General features: G+C 73.5%; 4 protein-coding genes and 3 pseudogenes. 1 reads left to right on the top strand and 6 read right to left on the bottom strand.

The window, feature by feature from the left end:
- Positions 1–200: 200 nt before the first annotated feature.
- The 3 genes and pseudogenes from NBW84_RS24150 to NBW84_RS08020 form a co-directional block, all read right to left on the bottom strand.
- Positions 201–808: pseudogene (locus NBW84_RS24150) on the bottom strand (AAA family ATPase); the annotation flags it as partial.
- Positions 809–1271: 463 nt separating this feature from the next.
- Entirely contained in the window at positions 1272–3191 is a 1920-nt protein-coding gene (locus NBW84_RS08015; RefSeq protein ID WP_250283203.1) for an ABC transporter ATP-binding protein, read from the bottom strand.
- A gap of 65 nt (positions 3192–3256) precedes the next feature.
- Complete coding sequence (locus NBW84_RS08020; RefSeq protein WP_250283192.1) at positions 3257–4990, bottom strand: ABC transporter ATP-binding protein; 1734 nt, start codon at positions 4988–4990, stop codon at positions 3257–3259.
- Positions 4991–5461: 471 nt separating this feature from the next.
- On the opposite strand from NBW84_RS08020, the gene NBW84_RS08025 reads away from it, so the two are divergent.
- The gene (locus NBW84_RS08025) at positions 5462–6409 is read left to right on the top strand and encodes a D-2-hydroxyacid dehydrogenase family protein (RefSeq protein ID WP_445548339.1); all 948 of its coding nucleotides are present in this window, start codon (positions 5462–5464) and stop codon (positions 6407–6409) included.
- 935 nt (positions 6410–7344) lie between these two features.
- Here NBW84_RS08025 and NBW84_RS08030 read toward each other — a convergent pair.
- From NBW84_RS08030 to NBW84_RS08040, 3 genes and pseudogenes are all read right to left on the bottom strand, one after another.
- Positions 7345–9693: pseudogene (locus tag NBW84_RS08030) on the bottom strand (type I polyketide synthase); the annotation flags it as partial.
- 554 nt (positions 9694–10247) lie between these two features.
- Positions 10248–13703 (bottom strand): annotated as a pseudogene (locus NBW84_RS08035) (type I polyketide synthase); the annotation flags it as partial.
- Between the two features lie 380 nt (positions 13704–14083).
- A partial coding sequence (locus tag NBW84_RS08040; protein WP_445548664.1) for an SDR family NAD(P)-dependent oxidoreductase occupies positions 14084–21417 on the bottom strand: 7334 nt, incomplete at its 5' end.

The raw sequence follows: 21417 nt of genomic DNA on the forward strand, positions 1-21417 counted from the left end.
AACTTTGATCTATTTTTTGCATTCTCGCGGTCAGGCGCGTAGGAGGGTGATGGTGTGGCCGGCGGGGCTGGGGATGGTGGTGATGGTGGTTCTTTCGGTGATGGGTGGGGCGTCGGGACGGGTGTCGAAGAGGACAAGGACGCCGTGGTCGAGGTGGATGCGGTCGAGGTAGCCGTCGAGCTGGATCAGGCCGCGGCGCAGCGGGTCGGCCTCAGCTTGATGTTGAACGGGCTGGACGTGCCCAGCCGGGACGGGTCACCGCCGGAGGCAGCCCCGGGGACCCGCGGAATCGCGAAGCGATTTCGAGGGTGGTAGTCGCGGACGTCGCGTAGCCCGCACAGCGCCACCGATGCCGGGAATGCCGCCGGACGATCGGTGAACCCGGCCCGCAACTGCCGCAGCACACTGATCAGGCTCTGCCCGCGCAACGCGTCGATCTCGTCGAAGAACAGCACCAACGGCCGCGGACACACCCGCGCCCACGCCGCGAGCGCGGCAGCGAGCAGGTCCGCCTCGGATGCCTGCGTCCACATCGGCGGATGCAGTTCCGCTGGCAGAGCGAGCTCGGCACGCCGACGGATCTCACCGAGGATGCCGAGTTACGCCGCACCGTAGTCGTCGCCGGCGGCCTCACCCAGCTCGCAGGAGAAGTACAGCGCCGCGTACCGGCCGATGGCGGTCAGCTCCTGCGCCAGCGCCCGCAGCGCTGTCGTCTTCCCCGTCTGCCGGGGCGCGTGCACCACGAAATACCCCCCGACTGCTCGACCAGCCCTGGCGCCTCCGGCAGCCGTGACAACGCCGGCACCATGTAGTGGTACTCCGGCAGGCAGGGGCCCGCCGTGTTGAACCGCCGCACCGGCCACCGCCCTCCACGGCCTCGGGGCAGAACCTCCCACTGCCTCGGGACAAGGACCGCCACCGGCGACTTTACGGCCCACCGCCGGCCCGCCAGGGTGGGCGCCGTGTCCGGCTGTTGTCCACCACGGCATCCGGCGATCTTTGTAGCTGCCCTTCGGGGCGGAGCCGCGAGCCGCGGAGGCGTGAATTCCGTGCTCGATGGCGCTGCTGTTCGTTGCTGGGCGGGCGGCCCCGTTCCCACCCGCCGGCCCGACAGGAAGACGGCCACGCCGAACGAAGCGGTTTCGACGGGCAGGATGCCCGGCCGTAGGTGAAAACCGTTGTCCTGACGACCCTTTCCACCTACAGACGCGGAGACCGTAGGTGGAAAGGGTCGTCAGGACAACGAAAACGACCTACGGCCGCCGCGGTCGTCAGACCTCGGCGACGGCCTGGGCGAACTGGGCCTGGTAGAGGCGGGTGTAGGCGCCGCCTGCGGCGAGCAGGCTGGCGTGGTCGCCCTGTTCGACGATCGCGCCGCCGTCCATCACCAGGATGGTGTCCGCGTCCCGGATCGTCGACAGCCGGTGCGCGATCACGAACGCGGTGCGCCCGGCCCGCAGGGTGGACATGGCCCGCTGGATCAGGACCTCGGTGCGGGTGTCCACCGAGCTGGTCGCCTCGTCCAGCACGAGGATCAGGGGCTCGGCGAGGAACGCGCGGGCGATGGTGATCAGCTGCCGTTCCCCGCCGCTGACGCCGGCGCCCTCGTCGTCGAGCACCGTGTCGTAGCCGTCCGGCAGGGTGCGCACGAAGCGGTCGACGTGCGCGGCGGTGGCCGCGGCGACGATCTGTTCCCGGGTGGCGCCCTCGGCGCCGTAGGCGATGTTCTCGGCGATGGTGCCGCCGAAGAGCCAGGTGTCCTGGAGCACCATGCCGATGCTCGCCCGCAGCTCCTCGCGGGACATGGTGGCGATGTCGACGCCGTCCAGGGTGATCCGGCCGCCGGTGACCTCGTAGAAGCGCATCAGCAGGTTGATCAGGGTGGTCTTGCCGGCGCCGGTCGGGCCGACGATCGCGACGGTGTGCCCGGGGTCCGCGGTCAGTGACAGGTCCTCGATCAGCGGCTTGTCCGGCTCGTAGCGGAACGCAACGTGCTCGAAGGCGACCCGGCCGCGCAGCCGCCCCGGGTGTGCCGGGACGAGCGGGTCGGGTGCCTGCTCGGCGGTGTCGAGCAGGTCGAACACCCGCTCCGCCGAGGCGACCCCGGACTGCACCATGTTCGCCATGCTGGCGACCTGGGACAGCGGCTGGCTGAACTGCCGGGAGTACTGGACGAACGCCTGCACCTCGCCGATCGACAGCGAGCCGGAGGCGACCCGCAGCCCGCCGACGACCGCCACCAGCACGTAGCTGAGGTTCCCGATGAACAGCATCGCCGGCTGCATGAGCCCGGAGATGAACTGCGCGCGCCAGCTGGCGGCGTAGAGCTGCTCGTTGTACTCGCGGAAAATCTGCGCGGACTCCCGCTGACGGCCGAAGACCCGGACCAGCGCGTGCCCGGTGTACATCTCCTCGATGTGCGCGTTGAGCCGGCCGGTGACCTTCCACTGGGTGACGAACTGCGGCTGGGCCAGCTTGCCGATCCTCGTCGCGACGACGATCGACACCGGTACCGCGACCACCGCGATCAGCGCGAGCTCCCAGGAGATCCAGATCATCATCGACAGGACGCCGACGATGGTCAGCACGGACGCGATGATCTGCGACAGGCTCTGCTGCAGGCTCTGCTGGAGGTTGTCGATGTCGTTGGTGACCCGGCTGAGCACCTCACCGCGGGGCTGGCGGTCGAAGTAGCGCAACGGCAGCCGGGAGATCTTCGCCTGCACGTCCGCGCGCAGCGTGCCGATCACCCGCTGCAGCGCCAGGTTCGTGAGCCTGGCCTGCGCGACGCCGCACAGCCCGGCGAGCACGTAGACGGCGAGCACCCACAGCAGCACCGAGCCGATGGCGCCGAAGTCCATCCCCTGGCCGGGGGTGACGTCGAGCGAGGCGAGCAGGTCGGCCTGGGTGCCGTGGCCGCCGGCGCGCAGTTCGGCGACGGCGTCGGCCTTCGAGGTGCCGGCCGGCAGCCGGCGGCTGAAGATCCCGGCGAACACCAGGTCGGTGGCGTGCCCGAGCAGCCGCGGGCCGAGCACGGTCAGCCCGACGCTGACCGTCGCCAGCGCGATCGCCGCGGCGAACAGGTGGCGCTGCGGGCGCAGCAGGCCGAGCAGCCGGCGGCTGGATCCGGCGAAGTCCATCGACTTCTCCGCGGCGCCCTGGCCGACGAAGAAGCGGCCCGGGCCGCCCATCGGCGCCGGGCCCCGGCGTGCCGCTGCCGCCGCCGCTGGTGCCGCCGCCGCTGGTGCCGGCCTGGTCACGCGGCCTCCTCCTCGGTGAGCTGGGAGAGGACGATCTCCCGGTAGGTGGCGTTGTCCGCCATCAGCTGATGATGGGTGCCGGTACCGACAGCTTCGCCGGCGTCCAGCACGATGATCTGGTCGGCGTCACGGATGGTGGCGACCCGCTGGGCGACGATCACAACGGTCGTGCCGGCGGTCTCCCCGGCGAGCGCGGCGCGCAGGCGCGCGTCGGTGGCGTAGTCGAGGGCCGAGAACGAGTCGTCGAACAGGTAGATCTCCGGACGGTGGACCAGCACCCGGGCGATCGCCAGGCGCTGCCGCTGGCCGCCGGAGACGTTCGTCCCGCCCTGGGCGATCACGGTGTCCAGGCCGTCGGGCATGGCCTCGACGAACTCCCTCGCCTGCGCGGTCTCCAGGGCCCGCCACAGCTGGTCGTCGGTGGCGTCCGGGTCGCCGTAGCGCAGGTTGGTCGCGATGGTGCCGGAGAACAGGTACGGCTTCTGCGGGACCAGCCCGACGGTGGCGGCGAGCAGCGCCGGGTCGAGGTCGCGGACGTCGACGCCGTCGACGAGCACGGCGCCCTCGGTGGCGTCGGCCAGCCGCGGGACCAGGCTGAGCAGTGTCGTCTTGCCGCTGCCGGTGCTGCCGATGATCGCGGTGGTGCGGCCGGGCCGGGCCCGCAGGGTGATCCCCCGCAGCACCGCCGCCTCCGCCCCCGGGTAGTGGAACCCGACGTCGCGCAGCTCCAGCTCGCCGTGCCGGTCGAGGGAGCGCACCGGGTCCGCCGGCGACAGCAGGGTGGAGCCGGTGGCCAGCACCTCCTGGATGCGTTCCGCGCACACCTCGGCACGGGGAATCATCATGAACATGAAGGTGGCCATCATCACCGACATCAGGATCTGCATGAGGTAGCTGAGGAACGCGGTGAGCGCGCCGATCTGCATGTGGCCGGCGTCGATGCGGTGCGCGCCGAACCACAGCACCCCCACGCTGACGATGTTGACCACCATCAGCACCAGCGGGAACATCAGCGCCATCAGCCGGCCGAAGCGCAGTGAGACGTCGACCAGCTCGGCGTTGGCCGTCCCGAAGCGGCGCTGCTCGTGGTCGTCCCGGACGAACGCGCGGATCACCCGCAGCCCGCTGATCTGCTCCCGCAGGACGCGGTTGACGGTGTCGAGGCGTTCCTGCATCGCCCGGCCCAGCGGCCGCATCCGGCGCACCACCAGGCTGATGATCACACCGAGGAGCGGCACGACCAGGACCAGCAGGAGGGACAGCCCGGCGTCCTGATGCACGGCCAGCGCGATACCGCCCAGGCACATGATCGGCGCGGAGACCATCAGCGTAAAGATCATCAGTACCAGCATCTGGAGCTGCTGGACGTCGTTCGTGGCCCGGGTGATCAGGGACGGCGTGCCGAACCGGCCGATCTCACGGGCGGAGAACGACTGCACCCGGTCGAAGACGGCCGCCCGCACGTCCCGCCCGAACCCCATCGCGGTACGGGCGCCGAAATACACCGCGGCGCTGGCGCAGAGAATCTGCACGACGGTGACCCCGACCATGATCCCACCGATGCGCAGGATGTAACCGGTGTCGCCGACGACCACCCCGTGGTCGATGATGTCGGCGTTCAGGGTCGGCAGGTAGAGGATGGCAATGGTCGCCACCAGTTGCAGGCCGATCAGGATCTCGATCGGCCGGGCATAGGGGCCCAGGTGGGCCCGCAGAAGTCGGATCAGCATGCAGTCTCTCTCCGCGGCAGGGCGAGGCGAAGCGGAACGATAGTCCGGACGATGGCAACGCTGTCATACCGCCGTGCCGGTCGGAGCCGTGCCGACCAGTGGCGTGCCCCGGCGCCATCCACACGACCGCCGCCGGCCGGGCTGGCCGCGATGGCCACGCCGGCGACGAACGGCCCGTGGCCCGCCGAGGCACAAGAACACTACGAGTTGAACCTGACTTCAGGTCAAGACGTTTTCCCCGACACAGCCCGGAGCAGCCGGGAATCCGCCGGCACGCCAGAAATGATCATTTGGCCGGTGTGGCCCGCCCTGTCCCGTGAGGCCGTAACGTAACGGCCGTCCGCCAGTCCGCCGGTCGGGTCATAGCCAGGAGCAGCCATGAGCGAAGCCCGTCCCACAGGGACCATGACGACAGGGAGCGCGGCGGCAGGGAGCGGCGGGCTGCGCGTCCGGGCGGGTGCGCTGACTCCCATGCCGACGGTGACGATCCTGGACGACTACCAGCGGGTGGCGCTCACCAGCGCCGACTGGTCGGCGGTGCGCGACCACTACACGGTGGAAGTGCTCGACGAGCACATCCCCGACCGCGACGCGCTGGTCCGGCGGCTGCGCGACAGCGAGGTGGTCGTCGCGATGCGTGAGCGGACCCGGTTCCCGGCCGACCTGCTGCGCGCGCTGCCCGCGCTGCGGCTGCTGGCCACCACCGGGATGGCCAACGCGGCGATCGACCTCGACGCGGCCCGGCAACAGGGCGTCACCGTCTGCGGGACCACCGGGTGGGGCAACGCGATGCCCGAACTCACCATCGGAATGATCATCGCGCTCACCAGGAACTTCGCGCAGGAGGACGCCGCCATCCGGGCCGGCGGCTGGCAGCACACCATCGGCCCCGGCCTGGCCGGGCACACCCTCGGCGTCGTCGGCCTCGGCCGTCTCGGCATCCCGGTCGCCAGGCTGGCGCGGGCGTTCGACATGACGGTCATCGCCTGGTCGCCGCACCTGACCCCGCAACGCGCCGCCCCGCACGGCGTGCGCGCCGTCAGCAGGCGGGAACTGTTCACCGGCTCCGACGTGATCACCATCCACCTGCCGCTGTCGGAGACGACCCGGGGCCTGATCGGCGCCGCCGACCTCGCCCTGATGAAGCCGACGGCCTACCTGGTCAACACCTCCCGCGGCCCCATCGTCGACGAGGACGCGCTGCTGGCCGCCCTGCGCGAACGGCGCATCGCCGGCGCCGGCCTGGACGTCTACGACATCGAGCCGCTCCCGGTCGACCACCCGCTGCGGACGCTGCGCAACACCCTGCTGCTCCCCCACATCGGCTACGTCACCACCGACAGCTACCGGGCGTTCTACGCACAGATCGTCGAGAACATCCTCGCCTGGCACGACGGCACCCCGATCCGCCTGCTGTAGCCGGCCTGCCCGCCGGCCGGTCTGCCTGCCGGCATCGCTGTACGAACGTTGACGTTGCCGTATTGGCCCTCCGGCGTTGCCATGACGACGGAAGCCACCTACACCGGTGTGCCGTTCGAGGCGGGAGTTCCGACGATCTTTATGGGTGATCTTCGGGGTAAGGTCACGAGGCGCGGAGACAGGTAAACATCACTGTTCTCACACCGTTTCTCGGATCCGGAAGGAGCGGCGCGTTCCCTGGGTCCGGAGGCCCCGGATGCTGGTGCACGGAAATGTCACGGGGCTTGTGTCGGGACGGCCTGCTCGTGGCTGCTGGGGTTGTGGGAGCTGTTCAGCCAGTACCGCTGCCGTTGGAAGGGGTAGGTGGGGAGGTCGACCCACCGGGCCCGCCACGGCTCGAAAACCGCCGGCCAGTGTGGGGTCACCCCGTGCACATGCAGGTGTGCCAGGGCGGTCATCGCCATATCGGTCTCGGGGCGCCGCCCGTCCAGAACGGAGACGATCACCGGTGTCGGAACCGGTGTCGAGGCCGGAGACGTCCTGGGGACCGGGGCCGAGGGAATGGGACGGTCCGGGGCCGCCGTCGACAGCACCGGCTGGGGGCCCAGTTCCACGAACACGGTCACCTGGTCGGCCACCAGCGCGGTCACCACGTCGCGGAAAGGCACCGTGTCGCGGCAAGGAACGCTGTCCTGGGAAAGCACCGCGTCCTGGAAAAGTCCGGTGTCGTGGAGCTGCCGCGCCCAGTATTCCGGTGTGCCGGCCTCCTCGGTGACGAACCGGCCGGTCCGGGCGGAGAGGATCGGGACCGTCGGGGAGCTGAAGGCCAGCTTGTCGACGATCCGGCGGAACTCGTCGGGGACAGGGCCGGCCGCCGCCGTCGCGCCGTCGCCAGCGCCGTCACCGTCGCTGTCGCGGGGATGCCGTCGCGGCAGCCGGCCCGGCGCGGCCAGCAGCGTAGCGGCGTCGGACAGGGAGAGCACGCCCGCCACATGGGCCGCCACCAGCCCGCCGCAGGCGTCGCCGGTGATGACGTCCGGCCGGATTCCCCAGTGCTCTAGCAGCCGGAACAGCGCCACATCCAGGGCGAACAGCGCGGCCCGGGCGAACACGGGCCGCGCGAGCAGGGCGGCGGACGCGGAGTCCTCGGCTGCGAACACCACGTCGCGTAGCGGCCGGTCGGGACGCTGGCCGGGATACCGGGCGAGATGGTGCTCCAGCTCGGCCCACACCGCGTCCAGCGCCTCGGCGAACACCGGGAACGTCCGGTGAAGCTGCCGGCCCGTCCCGAGCAGCCGACCATCCCAGCCGTTGGAACCGCCCGAGCCATCCTGGCCGCTGGAGCCGTCCAGAGCGTCTGAGCCGCCCGAGTCATCCGAACTGCCCAGGCCGGTCAGGGCCTCCGGGTGGCCCGAACCGCTCAGGCCGCCCGGATTACTCGGGCCGGCCAGGCGGCCAACGTCGTCCAGGCCGGTGAAGAGGAAGGCCGTCTTGCCCGGCGTGGACGCGCTCCCCCGCAGCAGGCCCGGCGCGTCGCTCCCGGCGGCCGCGGCGTCCAGTGTGCGCAGCAGGTCGTCGCGGTCCGCGGTGACGACGGCCGCGCGGTGCTCCAGGTGCGCCCGGGTCGTGGCGAGGGATGCGGCGACGGTGTGGGCGTCCAGCGTCGGATCGGCCCGCAGATGATCGGCCAGCCGGCCCGCCTGTGCCCGCAACGCGGGCTCACCACGCGCCGACAGCACGCAGGCGACAGCCCCGGCGGAAAGAACCCCGGCCTGGAGCCCGCCGACGTGGATCGCCCCGGTGGGGACGGTGCCGGCGGCCCCGGTACTGGTGGCAACGGCCCCGGTGTGGATGGTGCCGGTGGGGGGCGGCGCTGAGGCGGGGCCGTCGGCCGGGGACGGCTGTTCGAGGATGGCGTGCCCGTTGGTACCACTGATCCCGAAGGAGGAGACCGCGGCCCGCCGGGGCCGCCCGCCCGTCTCCGGCCAGGGGACCGGCTCGGTCAGCAGCCGCACCGCCCCGGACGACCAGTCCACGTGCGGGGTCGGCCGGTCGACGTGCAGCGTGGACGGGAGCACCCCGTGCCGCATCGCCAGCACCATCTTGATCACACCGGCGACGCCGGCGGCGGCGGCCGTGTGGCCGATGTTCGACTTGATCGACCCCAGCCACAGCGGACGGCCCGCCGGCCGGTCGTGCCCGTAGGTCGCCAGCAGCGCCTGCGCCTCGATCGGGTCCCCCAGCTTCGTCCCCGTACCGTGCGCCTCCACCACGTCCACCTCGTCCGCGGACAGCCGGGCGTCCGCGAGCGCCTGCCGGATCAGCCGCTGCTGCGCCGGCCCGTTCGGCGCCGTCAGCCCGTTGCTGGCGCCGTCGGAGTTCACCGCCGATCCACGGACCAGCGCCAGCACCGGATGGCCGTTACGGCGCGCGTCCGACAGCCGCTCCAGCAGCAGCATCCCCACCCCTTCGCCCCACGACGTGCCGTCCGCGCCGGCCGCGAACGGCTTGCACCGGGCGTTGGAGGCCAGCCCGCGCATCCGGCTGAACGAGACGAACGGGTCGAGATTGGTCACCACGGTCACGCCGCCGGCCAGTGCCAGCGAGCACTCGTTGCGTCGCAGCGCCTGGCCGGCCAGGTGCAGCGCCACCAGCGACGACGAGCACGCCGTGTCCACCGTGAACGAGGGGCCGTGGAATCCCATGGTGTAGGAGATCCGGCCGGACAGCACGGAGAGCGCCGTCCCGGCCAGCAGGTAGGGGCCGATGTTGTCCGGCGCGTCGAGATGGGTCGGGCCGTAGTCGGAGCCGGTCGCGCCGATGAACACCCCGGTCCGGCTCTCCCGCAGCGCCAGCGGGTCGATACCGGCCCGCTCGAAGACCTCCCACGCGCTCTCCAGCAGCAGCCGCTGCTGCGGATCCATCGCGAGCGCCTCCCGCCGCGATATCCCGAAGAATTCCGCGTCGAAATCGGCCGCGTCGTGCAGGAAACCACCCTCCCGCACATACGTCTTCCCCGGCACCCCCCGATCGGGATCGTAGAGCGCGTCCACATCCCACCCCCGGTCCACCGGGAAACCCGAAACGGCGTCACCACCACGCGCCACCAGCTCCCACAAACCCTCCGGCGACGACACACCCCCCGGGAAACGACACGCCATCCCCACGATCGCCACCGGCTCGGCCGCCGTCTCCTCCACCGCGCGCAACCGCGACCGGACCTCGTGCAACTGAGCCACGACCCGCTTCAGGTAGACCCGAAGTTCCTCTTCAGCAGCCATCACATGTCACTTTCTCATGATGATTCCGGATTTCAGCACGGCGATTTCGGACGTCGACGATTCCGGCCGCCGACACGGCACGATCAGTAGACGCCGGGGTCGTCGTCGATGAACGCGAAAAGCTCCTCGTCCGTGGCGCGGTCGAACCGGTCGCCAACAGCGGCCGCCCCGACAGCAGTGGCTCCGGCAACGGACGCCGTAGCGACGGAAGGCCCAGTGGCGGAGGACTCGGTGGCGGAGGCCGCGGTGATGGGGGTAGCGGTGATGGGGGTAGCGGTGATGGGGGTAGCGGTGATGGGGGTAGCGGTGGCCGGTGCGCAGTGCCGCAGCAGCGCGGACAGCCTCGTGCGTATCCTGCCGAGCTCGTCCGTGCCCGCCGGCACCACCGCGATGGCGGCCTCCAGCCGGTCCAGCTCGGCCATGGCCGGCGACGGCCCGCCGACCCGCCCGCCACCGTCGCCTCGGCTGGCCCCACGGCCGCCGCCCTGGCCGTCCGGCGCCGGCTTGCCATGGCCGCCGCCACGGCGGTTGCCGTCCGGCGCCGGCTCACCGCGGAGCAGTTCGGCGCGCAGCAGCCGGGCGAGCGCGACCGGAGTGGGATGGTCGAACACCACGGTGGGGGGTAGGCGCAGCCCGGTCAGCGCGCCCAGCCGGTTGCGCATCTGCACCGCGGTCAACGAGTCGAAACCGAGGTCGCGGAAGGCCCGGCCCACCTCCAGCAGGTCCGGCCGCGGATAACGCAGGATGCTCGCGGCCTCGGCGCGCACCAGCCCCAGCAGGAGACGGTCCTGATCGGCCGTTGTCAGCCCGGCCAGCCGCCGTGCCAGCGGCGGGACACCGTCCTCCCCGGCGGTCGTACCGCCGTCCGTGCCGGTGCTTCCCGCGCCGTTGTCACCGGCGTCGCTGCCGCCTGCGCCTTTCGGGGCGTCCACCGGAGGTGACGGCGCCGGAATGCGCGGCGAGAACGACGGCACGACCGGTGCGGACGCCGCCGACGCGACCGGTGCGGACGCCGGGGCGGGACGCAGCCAGTACCGCTGCCGCTGGAAGGCATAGGTGGGCAGGTCCACCGGATCGGCCGGTACGCCGCCGCCGAGAACGGCGGGCCAGTCCAGCGGCGCCCCGTGGACATGTGCCTCCGACACCGACGCCAGCAGGCGTTCGGCCCCGCCCTCGCCGCGCCGCAGCGAGGACAGCACGACGGCGTCGTGGCCGGTTTCCCGCGCGGTCTCCTCCAGGGCGATGGTCAGCACCGGATGCGGACTGATCTCGATGAGGATGTCGTAGCCGTGCCGCAGCAGCGTCCGCGTCGCCTGCTCGAAGTGGACGGTGTCGCGCAGGTTGCGGTACCAGTAGCCGGCGTCGAGCGCGCCGGTGTCGAGCAGGTCCCCGGTCACGGCCGAGCAGAAGGGGATGTCGCCGGCGCGGGGGGTGACCCCGGCCAGCTCGGTGAGCAGCCGCTGCCGGATCCCCTCGACGGCCACCGAGTGCGAGGCGTAGTCGACCGGGATCTCCCGGGCCCACGTCCCCTCCGCCTCGCACCGGGCGAGCAGTTCCCGCACCGCATCGGGGTCACCGGAGACGACCGCCGAACGCGGGCTGTTCCTGGCGGCTACCGAGATGCGCCCGTCCCATGCGGCCAGGCGTTCGTCCAGTTCGGTGGACGGCAGCGACACCGAGGCCATCGTGCCCCGGCCGGCGAGCGCGAGCAGCGCCCTGCTGCGCAGCGCCACGATCCTGGCGGCGTCGGGCAGCGACAGCGCGCCGGCCACGCAGGCAGCGGCGATCTCGCCCTGGCTGTGCCCGACGACGGCGTGCGGCCGGACGCCGTAGGACCGCCAGAGCGCGGCCAGGGAGACCATCACCGCGAACAGGACGGGCTGCACCACGTCGACCCGGTCCAGGCCGGGCGCGCCCGGCTCGCCGCGTAGCACATCGACGGGTGAGAAGTCGACGTGCCCGGCCAGGGCGGCGGCGCACGCCGCCATCCGCTCGGCGAACACCGGGGAGGAGCCCAGCAGCGGCGCGGCCATCCCGGCCCACTGGGAGCCCTGGCCGGGAAAGACGAAGGCGATCCTCCGGTCGCCACCGGCGATGCCCTGGACAACGTGGTCGGCCACCTCGCCACGGGCCAGCGCGGTGAGACCGGCGGCCAGGCGGGGACGGTCCGCCGCCAGTACCACGGCCCGGTGCTCGAAGCGCGACCGGGCCGTGGCCAGCGACCACGCCACGGCGGCCGGGCCGGGGCCGGGACGGGCGTCGAGGTGGGCGGCCAGCCGCAGAGCCTGGTCACGCAGGGCACCGGCCGACCGCGCCGACAGCACGAACGGCAGCACCGCGGGAGCCGACGCCACCGGCGGCGTGCCGGCGTCCCCGATATCTCCGATATCTCCGTTTGCGCTCCCGGCCTGCCCGGTACCCGCGGCCTGCCCGGCCTGCCCGGCGTCCGGGGCGTCCACGGTATTCGTGATGTTCCCGGCGGCCGGGACCTCCCTGACCTCTCCGGGCGTGCTGGTGCCCGTGAGCGCGCTGGTGTCCCCCGGGTGGCCGGTGTCGCCGGGCGTGCCGCTGCCCGGGGACGCGCCGAGGGCCGGCTGCCCGTCGGGGCGGGCCCGGTCGTCACCGGGCGGGGCCTGCTCCAGGACCGCGTGGGAGATGGTGCCGCTGACGGCGAAGGAGGAGACCGCGGCCCGCCGGGGCCGCCCGGCCGGCTGCGGCCAGGAAACCGCCTCGGTCAGCAGCCGCACCGCCCCGGACGACCAGTCCACGTGCGGGGACGGCTGGTCGACGTGCAGGGTGGGCGGCAGCACCCCGTGCCGCATCGCCAGCACCATTTTGATCACACCGGCGACGCCGGCGGCGGCCTGGGTGTGCCCGAGGTTGGACTTCACCGATCCCAGCCACAGCGGACGGTCCGCCGGCCGGCCCTGGCCGTAGGTCGCCAGCAGCGCCTGCGCCTCGATCGGGTCCCCCAGCTTCGTCCCCGTACCGTGCGCCTCCACCACGTCCACCTCGTCCGCCGCCACCTGCGCGTCGGCGAGCGCCTGCCGGATCAGCCGCTGCTGCGCCGGCCCGTTCGGCGCCGTCAGCCCGCTGCTGGCGCCGTCGGAGTTCACCGCCGACCCCCGCACCACCGCCAGCACCGGATGCCCGTTACGCCGCGCGTCCGACAGCCGCTCCAACAGCAGCATCCCCACCCCCTCACCGGCGCCGAAACCGTCGGCCTGGGCGGCGAAGGGCTTGCAGCGGCCGTCCGGGGCGAGCGCGCCCTGCCGGCTGAAATCGGTGAAGGTGCCCGGGGCGTACATCACCGTGGCGCCGCCGGCCAGCGCCAGCGAGCACTCGTTGCGCCGCAGCGCCTGGCAGGCCAGGTGCAGCGCCACCAGCGACGACGAGCACGCCGTGTCCACCGTGACCGTCGGGCCGTGGAAGCCCAGCAGGTAGGAGATCCGGCCGGACATGACCGCGGCGAGGGTGCCCAGCTTCAGGTAGCCCTCCACCTCCTCGGGTACTTCCCGCAGCCCGGCGGCGTAGTCGTGGTACATGACGCCGGCGAACACGCCGGTGTGGCTGCCCCGCAGCGTCACCGGGTCGATGCCGGCCCGCTCGAAGACCTCCCACGCGCTCTCCAGCAGCAGCCGCTGCTGCGGGTCGATCGCGAGCGCCTCCCGGGGTGATATCCCGAAGAATCCCGCGTCGAAATCGGCCGCGTCGTGCAGGAAACCACCCTCCCGCACATACGTCTTCCCCGGCACCCCCCGATCGGGATCGTAGAGCGCGTCCACATCCCACCCCCGGTCCACCGGGAAACCCGAAACGGCGTCACCACCACGCGCCACCAGCTCCCACAACTCCTCCGGCGACGACACACCCCCCGGGAAACGACACGCCATCCCCACGATCGCCACCGGCTCGGCTGCCGCCTCCTCCACCGCGCGCAACCGCGACCGGACCTCGTGCAACTGGGCCGTGACCCGCTTCAGGTAGTCCAGCAGCCGCTGTTCCTCGGTCATGTGTATCACCTTCACAAATTCGGGAAATCGCACCGACGGACCCGGTCCGCCAGGCCGCCGATCCACGCGATCGAAGATCCATCCGACATGTCCAAGATCACCGATCAGATGCGCGTACATCCTGTTCTGATCAGGAACTCAGGAAAACAAGAGGGTTGTGCAGAACTTTCCGGGCGGCCTCCGTAACGATTCTCCGCCCCACGGCAATGAAATGATCCAGATCACGTGGAAAGGGTTCCGAGAAAGCCTTCGAACGCGGAAACGGCTGCCATGGCGACTGCTTGCTCCCTCACACTCATGATTCGATCATGCGATCGATTCCGGAACGGATTCCGGAACGGATTCCGCGTTACCTGACCGGTGTGCTGGATCTGGATCTGCTAGATCTGGATCTGGTTGTCGATGAAGTCGAACACCTCCTCGGCGGTGGCCGCGCGAAGCCTGTCCGCCACGTCGACGCCGTCCGGGCCCGGCTCGTCGGCGGCCGTCCATGCCGCCAGCACGTCCCTGAGACGTGTGATCACGGCGGTGCGGACGGTGCTGTCCGTCGCCACCGTCGCCAGCGCCGGCTCCAGCCGGGAGAGCGCGGCGAGCACGGGCGGGGACGCCGCCGACGCCCCGGCACCACCCGGGTCACCGGCAGTACCGCCCTGGTCGGCCGCGCCGCCCGTGCTGTCGTCGAGTATGCGGGCGCGCAGGTGCTCGGCCAGCAGCGCCGGAGTGGGATGGTCGAACAGCAGCGTCGTCGGCAGCCGCAGGCCGGTGGCCGTGGTGAGCTGGTTGCGCAGCTCGACGGCGGTCAGCGAGTCGAACCCGGCCTCCAGGAAGCCGACCGTCGTGTCGACGCCGTCGGTGCTGCCGTGCCCGAGCACGGCGGCGGTGTGCACGCGCAGCAGGTCCAGCAGCAGCCGGTGCTGTTCGGGGCCGGGCAGGGCGGCCAGCCGCCGGCGCAGCGACCGCGGCGTGTCCTCGTCCGGGCGCGGCCCGGGACGCCGCGCGGGCAGCAGCCCGCTCAGCAGCGGCGGCGCGCTGTCCGCGCGCAGCGCGGCGACGTCGAGCCGGACCGGTGCCACCACGGCACGGCCGGCCGTGAGCGCCGCGTCGAAAGCGGCCAGGCCCTCCCCCGGTGCCAGCGCGACCAGCCCGGCTGCGCGCAGCCGGCGGTGGTCGGCCGCGCGCAGCCGGCTGGCCATCCCGTCGGTGTGTGCCCACGGGCCCCAGGCGATCGAGACCGCCGGCAGCCCCGCTGCGCGGCGCTGGGCGGCCAGCGCGTCGAGGAAGGCGTTGGCCGCCGCGTAGTTGCCCTGCCCGGCACCGCCGAGAACGCCCGACATCGAGGAGAACAGCACGAACGCGGCCAGGTCCGTGGTGGCGGTGAGCTCGTGCAGGTGCACGGCACCGTCCACCTTGGGCAGCATCACCTGCTCGATGCTCTCCGGCGTCAGCGAGGCGATGACGCCGTCGCGCACGATCCCGGCGGCGTGCACGACCGCGGTCAGCGGATGTGCGGCCGGGATGGCCGTGAGCAGCCGGGCGAGCGCGTCGCGGTCGGCCACGTCGCAGGCGGCCAGCTCGACGTGGGCGCCGAGGCCGGTGAGCTCGGCGCGCAGCTCCGCCGCGCCCGGGGCCTGCGCCCCCCGCCGGCTGGCCAGCACCAGGTGGCGCGCCTTGTGCCTGGTCACCAGATGCCGGGCCAGCAGCGCCCCCAGCCCGGTGGTCCCGCCTGTGATCAGCACGGTGCCCTCGGGGTCCAGCGGCGTGCTGTCGCCCGAGGGTGTCAGGCGCGCGTGGGCCAGCCGGGGGACGTGCGCCGCGCCCGCGCGCACCGCCGTCTGCGGCTCGCCGCTGCCTGCCGCGTCGGTCAGCGCGGCCCACGAGGCGTCGTGCCCGTCGACGTCGACCAGGACGCACCGGCCCGGGTGCTCCGACTGCGCCGAGCGCACCAGCCCCCCCACGGCCGCGGCCACCGGATCGGTCAGCTCGGCGTCCTCGCGCACCGCGGCCGCCCCGCTGGTGAGCAGGACCAGCCGGGCCGACCGGAGACGGTCGTCGGCGAGCAGGGAACGCAACGACCGCGCGACGTCACCGGTGGCGGCGCGGGCCCGTGCCGCCAGCAGCGCACCGGAGCCGGTGCCGGACGGGAGGACGGTGAGCACGGCCTCGGGGACCGGCGCCCCCGAGGCGACGGCCTCTCGCAGCGCCTGCGGATCCGGGTGGCACGTGACGGTAGCGCCGCGGCGGGCGAGGGCGGCGGACAGCTGCTCGGGGACGTCCCCGAGCAGCGCCCAGTGTCCGCTCGGGCCGGCGGGGACGGCGGCCCGCAGGCGCTCCCACCGCAGCGCGTACAGCGGGGCGGGGGTGACACCGCCGATCTGCTCGGCCGACATCGGGCGCAGGACCAGCGACCCGACGGAGACGACCGGGCGTGCGGCGAGGTCCGTGGCCGCCAGGGAGATCCCCTCGCCGGCCCGGGCCAGCCGCACCCGCAGCGCGGACGCGCCACGAGCATGCAGGTGGACGTCGCCGAAGGCGAACGGCAGGCCGTCCGGCGCCGGTCCGCCGGAGTCCAGCAGGGCGATCGCGTGCAGGGCCGCGTCCAGCAACGCCGGGTGCAGGCCGAACCGGCCGGCGTCCGCGTCGGCGGGCGGCGGCAGGTGGACCTCGGCCAGGACGTCGTCGCCCTGCCGCCAGGCGGCCCGCAGCCCACGGAAGGCGGGCCCGTAGTCGAAGCCGCGCTCGGCGAGCCGGTGGTAGAGGTCCTCGACGTCTACCGGCACGGCGTCCGCCGGCGGCCAGCCGGCGTCCGCCGGCGGCTGGACACCGGGCTCGTCGGCGGACGGCTGCTCCCGCTCCTGCAGGAGCCCGGTGGCATGGCGGGTCCAGGCGGCCTCGGGCGCGGCGTCCTGTGCCCGGGAGTACAGGGCCATCGGTCGCCGGCCCGTGGTGTCGGCGGCGCCGACGGTCAGCCGCAGCACGACGCCGCCCCGCACGGGCAGAGGCAGCGGGACGTGCAGGGCCAGTTCCGCGATCCCCGCGCAGCCGAGCCGCTCGGCGGCCACCGCCGCCATCTCCACGTACGCGGTGCCGGGCAGCAGCGCCCCGCCCAGCACGGCGTGTTCGGACAGCCAGGCGGGGCTGTGGGCGGACAGCCGCCCGGTGAACAGGAACCCGGCGCCGTCCGGCAGCTCCACCCCGGCGCCCAGCAGCGGGTGCCCGACCTGCTGGAGGCCGACCGCCGCCGCGTCCGACGTGCCGGCGGGCGCCTCCAGCCAGTACCGCGTCGGCTGGAAGGCGTAGGTCGGCAGCTCGACCGGGCGCACGTCCCGGTCGGCGAAGAACGCCGCCCAGCCCACGCCGGACCCGCCGGACCCACCGGACCCGCCGGCGTGGACGTGGGCCAGAGCGCTGGTCAGCGCGGGCACCTCGGCCCGGTCGGCGCGCAGCACGGCGACGAACGACGCTGCCGGGTCGTCCGCGGCCGCGGACGGCGCGCCGTCGTCGGCGAGGCAGTCCCGGCCCATGGCGGTGAGCACTCCGGCGGGGCCGAGTTCCAGGAACGTGGTCACCCGGTTGGCCAGCAGCGTGCGCACCCCGTCGAGGAACCGGACGCTGTGGCGAACCTGCCGGACCCAGTAGTCCGCCGAGCAGAGCTCGTCGGCGGGAATGACCGCGCCGGTCAGGGTCGACACGACCGGGATCCGCGGCGGCGCGTAGGTCACCGCGGCCGCCACCGTGCGGAACCCGGCGAGCATGGCGTCCATGTGCGGCGAGTGGAAGGCGTGGCTGACCTTCAGCCCGCGTGCCTTGCGTCCGTTGCGCTGCCAGTGGTCGGCGATGTCGAGTACCGCCTCCTCGGCGCCGGAGATCACCACGGCCTGCGGTCCGTTGACCGCGGCGAGGCTTACCTGCTCTTCCCGGCCGGCCAGCACGGGCAGCATCTCCTGCTCGGACGCCTGCACCGCGATCATCAGGCCGCCGGGCGGGAGGTCCTGCATCAGCCGGCCGCGGGCGGCCACCAGGGCGGCGGCGTCCGTCAGGGAGAACACGCCGGCCGCGTGCGCCGCGGCCAGTTCGCCGACGGAGTGGCCGAGCAGGTAGTCCGGGCGCAGTCCCCAGGTGCCGAGCAGCCGGTTCAGGGCCACCTCGAGCGCGAACAGGCCGGTCTGCGCGAACAGCGTCTGGTGCAGCAGGTCCGCCTCCGGGGAGCCGTCGCCGGCGAAGAGGATCTCCCGCAGCGGACGGTCCAGGTGGACGTCGAGCTGGTCGCACACCTCGTCCAGCGCCTGGGCGAACACCGGGAAGCGCCCATACAGCTGCTGTCCCATACGTGGCCGCTGGGAGCCCTGGCCGGGGAAGAGGAAGGCGCTGCGGCCCTCCCGGGCCACCCCGCGGACGATGTTCGGCCCGGGAAGGTCATCGGCCAGCGCGTCCAGCCCGCGCAGAAGCTGGTCGCGGTCGGCGGCCAGGACCACCGCCCGGTGCGGCAGCGCGGCCCGCGTCGTCGCCAGCGAGTACGCGAGGTCCGTAAGCGAGTCACCGGCGTGGCCGTCGAGGTGCGCGCGCAGCCGCCGTGCCTGGCCCCGCAACGCCGCCTGGCCGCGGGCCGAGACCACGTAGGGCAGCGGATCCCCGTCGAACGGTGAGGTCCGCTCGGACGGGGCCGGGCCGCCGGCCGCGCCGGCCGGCAGGAGCCGGTCGGACGGCGGAGTCCGCCCGGCGGCGGCCGGGTCGGCGTCCGGCACCTGTTCCAGGATGACGTGGACGTTCGTGCCGCTGATCCCGAACGCGGACACGCCGGCGCGGCGCGGCCGTCCGGTGCGCGGCCACGGCCTGGCCTCGGCCAGCAGCGACACCGCGCCGGCGGACCAGTCGACCTGCTCGGTCGGCTGCTGCGCGTGCAGCGTCTTCGGCAGCAGGCCGTGCCGCATCGCCAGCACCATCTTGATCACACCGGCAACACCGGCGGCGGACTGGGTGTGCCCGATGTTCGACTTGATCGACCCCAGCCACAGCGGACGGTCCGCCGGCCGGCTCCGCCCGTAGGTCGCCAGCAGCGCCTGCGCCTCGATCGGATCCCCCAGCCGCGTTCCGGTCCCGTGCGCCTCCACCGCGTCCACCTCGTCCACGGACAGCCGCGCATCCGCCAGCGCCCGCCGGATCACCCGCTGCTGCGCCGGCCCGTTCGGCGCCGTCAGCCCGTTACTCGCGCCGTCGGAGTTCATCGCCGACCCCCGCACCACCGCCAGCACCGGATGCCCGTTACGCCGCGCGTCCGACAGCCGCTCCAACAGCAGCAGGCCCACGCCCTCACCCCAGCCGGTGCCATCCGCGCCCGCCGCGAACGCCTTGCAGCGCCCGTCCGGCGCCAGCCCGCGCTGCCGGCTGAACTCCACGAACGCCCCGGGGGTGACCATGACGGTCACGCCGCCGGCCAGCGCCAGCGAGCACTCCCCCCGCCGCAGCGCCTGACCGGCCAGGTGCAGCGCCACCAGCGACGACGAGCACGCCGTGTCCACCGTCACCGCCGAGCCCTCCAGGCCGAGCGCGTAGGCGACCCGGCCGGAGAGCACCGCGGTCGCGCTGCCGGTCAGCACGTAGCCTTCGGCGCCGCCGGTCGCCTCGTGCAGCCGCGGCCCGTAGTCCTGGCCGGAGCCGCCGACGAACACACCGGTGGGGGTGCCGCGCAGCGAGGCCGGGTCGATCCGGGCGCGTTCGAGCACCTCCCACGCGGTCTGCAGCAGCAGCCGCTGCTGCGGGTCCATGACCGTCGCCTCACGCGGGGACACACCGAAGAAACCGGCGTCGAACCCCGCCACGTCGTCGAGGAACCCGCCCTCGCGCGCGGTCGTCGTGCCCGTCCGGCCCGGGGACGGGTCGAACAGCGTCTCCAGCGGCCAGCCGCGGTCGTCGGGGAAGGCGCCGATGGCGTCGACCTCGTCGACCAGCAGCCGCCACAACTGCTCCGGCTGTTCGACCCCGCCGGGATACCGGCAGGCCATGGCGACGATCGCGATCGGGTCGTCGGCGGTGGCGGTGGGCACCAGCGCGCCGGCGGCCGGTACGGCGGCCGCGCTACCGGAGGCACTACCAGTACCGGTGCCCGCGCCGGCATCCCCACCGGCTGACGTCCCCGGAACCACTTCGGACGGGGCGGCATCGGAGGACTCACCGAACAGTTCGGTCATGAGGTACCGCGCGATCGCGGTGGCCGTCGGGAAGTCGAAGGCCAGGGTGGCCGGCAGCCGCAGCCCGGTGGCCGCACCCAGCCGGTTGCGCAGTTCGACCGCGGCCAGCGAGTCGAACCCGAGCTCCCGGAAGGCGCGGTCGGCCTGGATCGCCTGCGCTCCGTCGTACTTGAGGACGTCGGCGGCGTGGCCGCGCACGAGATCCAGCAGCGCCTGCCGCCGCTCGGAGCCGGTCAGGTCGGCCAGCCGCGCCGGCAGCGCGGCGGAATCGTCCGACGCGGGCTGCCCGGCCTGGCCGGCCCGGCCGGGCAGGCCGTCACCCTGCGTCACCAGTACGGCCTCGGGCAGGTCGGCGAACAGCGGCCGCCGCCGGGCGGCGAGGAAGCCGGGCAGGAAGCCCGGCCAGTCGATGTCGGCGACGACCAGCGCCGTCTCGTCGTGCTCGACGGCCTCCCGCAGGGCGGTGAGGGCCAGTTCGGGAGCCATCTGCCGGACACCGAGCCGGCGCAGCCGTTCGGCGACGTCCCCGGAGACCATCCCGCCCTCGGCCCAGGCGCCCCAGGCTACGGACGTCACGGGCAGCCCGGCCGCCCGCCGCTGCTCGGCGAAGGCGTCCAGGAACGCGTTCGCCGCCGCGTAGGCGCCCTGGCCACCGCCGCCCCACACCCCCGCGCCCGAGGAGTAGACCACGAAGGCGTCCAACCGGCGGCCGGCGAGCGCGTCGGCCAGGTTCGTCGCGCCGGTGACCTTGGCGTCGAGAATCCCGGCGAGGTCCGCGAGGCCGAGGTCCGCCAGGTCGGTCAGGTCGCTGACGCCGGCGGTGTGGACGACCGCGCTGATCACGGCGCCTTCGGCGTCGAGGCTGTGGAGGAGGGCGTCGACCGCGGCGCGGTCGGCGACGTCACAGGCTGCGATCGTGACGCGCGCGCCCAGGCCTTCCAGCTCCGCGCGCAGGTCGGACGCGCCGGGCGCGTCCCCCCCGCGGCGGCTGGTGAGCACCAGGTGCCCGGCACCGGCACGGGCCAGCCAGCGGGCGGCGTGCGCGCCGAGGGCGCCGGTGCCGCCGGTCACCATGACGGTGTCCCTCGGCTGCCAGCGACGGTCCGCCGGCGCCGGCACGGCCGCCCTGACCAGCCGGCGGGCGAACACGCCGGCCGGCCGCAGCGCTACCTCGTCCTCGCCACCGGCGCCGTTTCCACCGACGGCGCCGCTTCCGCCACCGGCAGCGCTCCGGCCTGCGGTACGGCCTGCGGTACGGCCGGCGCCGGTCCGGCCGGCGGTACCGCCGAGCAGCGCGGCCAACCGGGCCGGTGTCCGGGTGTCGACGGCCTCGGGCAGGTCGATCAGCCCGCCCCAGCGCCGGGGATGCTCCAGCCCGATGACGCGGCCGAGCCCCCACACCTGGGCCTGCGCCGCGCTGCGCAGGCGATCCGACGGCGCGACCGACACCGCGCCGGAAGTCACGCACCACAGCGGCGCCTCGATACCGAGATCACCGAGGGCCTGGCCGAGGGCCAGCGTGCCGGCCA

Source organism: Protofrankia sp. CiP1_Cm_nod2 (genome assembly GCF_920664355.1).
Taxonomy (GTDB): domain Bacteria; phylum Actinomycetota; class Actinomycetes; order Frankiales; family Frankiaceae; genus Protofrankia.

Coding starts and splice junctions, on each gene's coding strand:
- NBW84_RS08015 (WP_250283203.1), bottom strand. CDS start 3,191: ATGGGCGGCCCGGGCCGCTTCTTCGTCGGCCAGGGCGCCGCGGAGAAG.
- NBW84_RS08020 (WP_250283192.1), bottom strand. CDS start 4,990: ATGCTGATCCGACTTCTGCGGGCCCACCTGGGCCCCTATGCCCGGCCG.
- NBW84_RS08025 (WP_445548339.1), top strand. CDS start 5,462: ATGCCGACGGTGACGATCCTGGACGACTACCAGCGGGTGGCGCTCACC.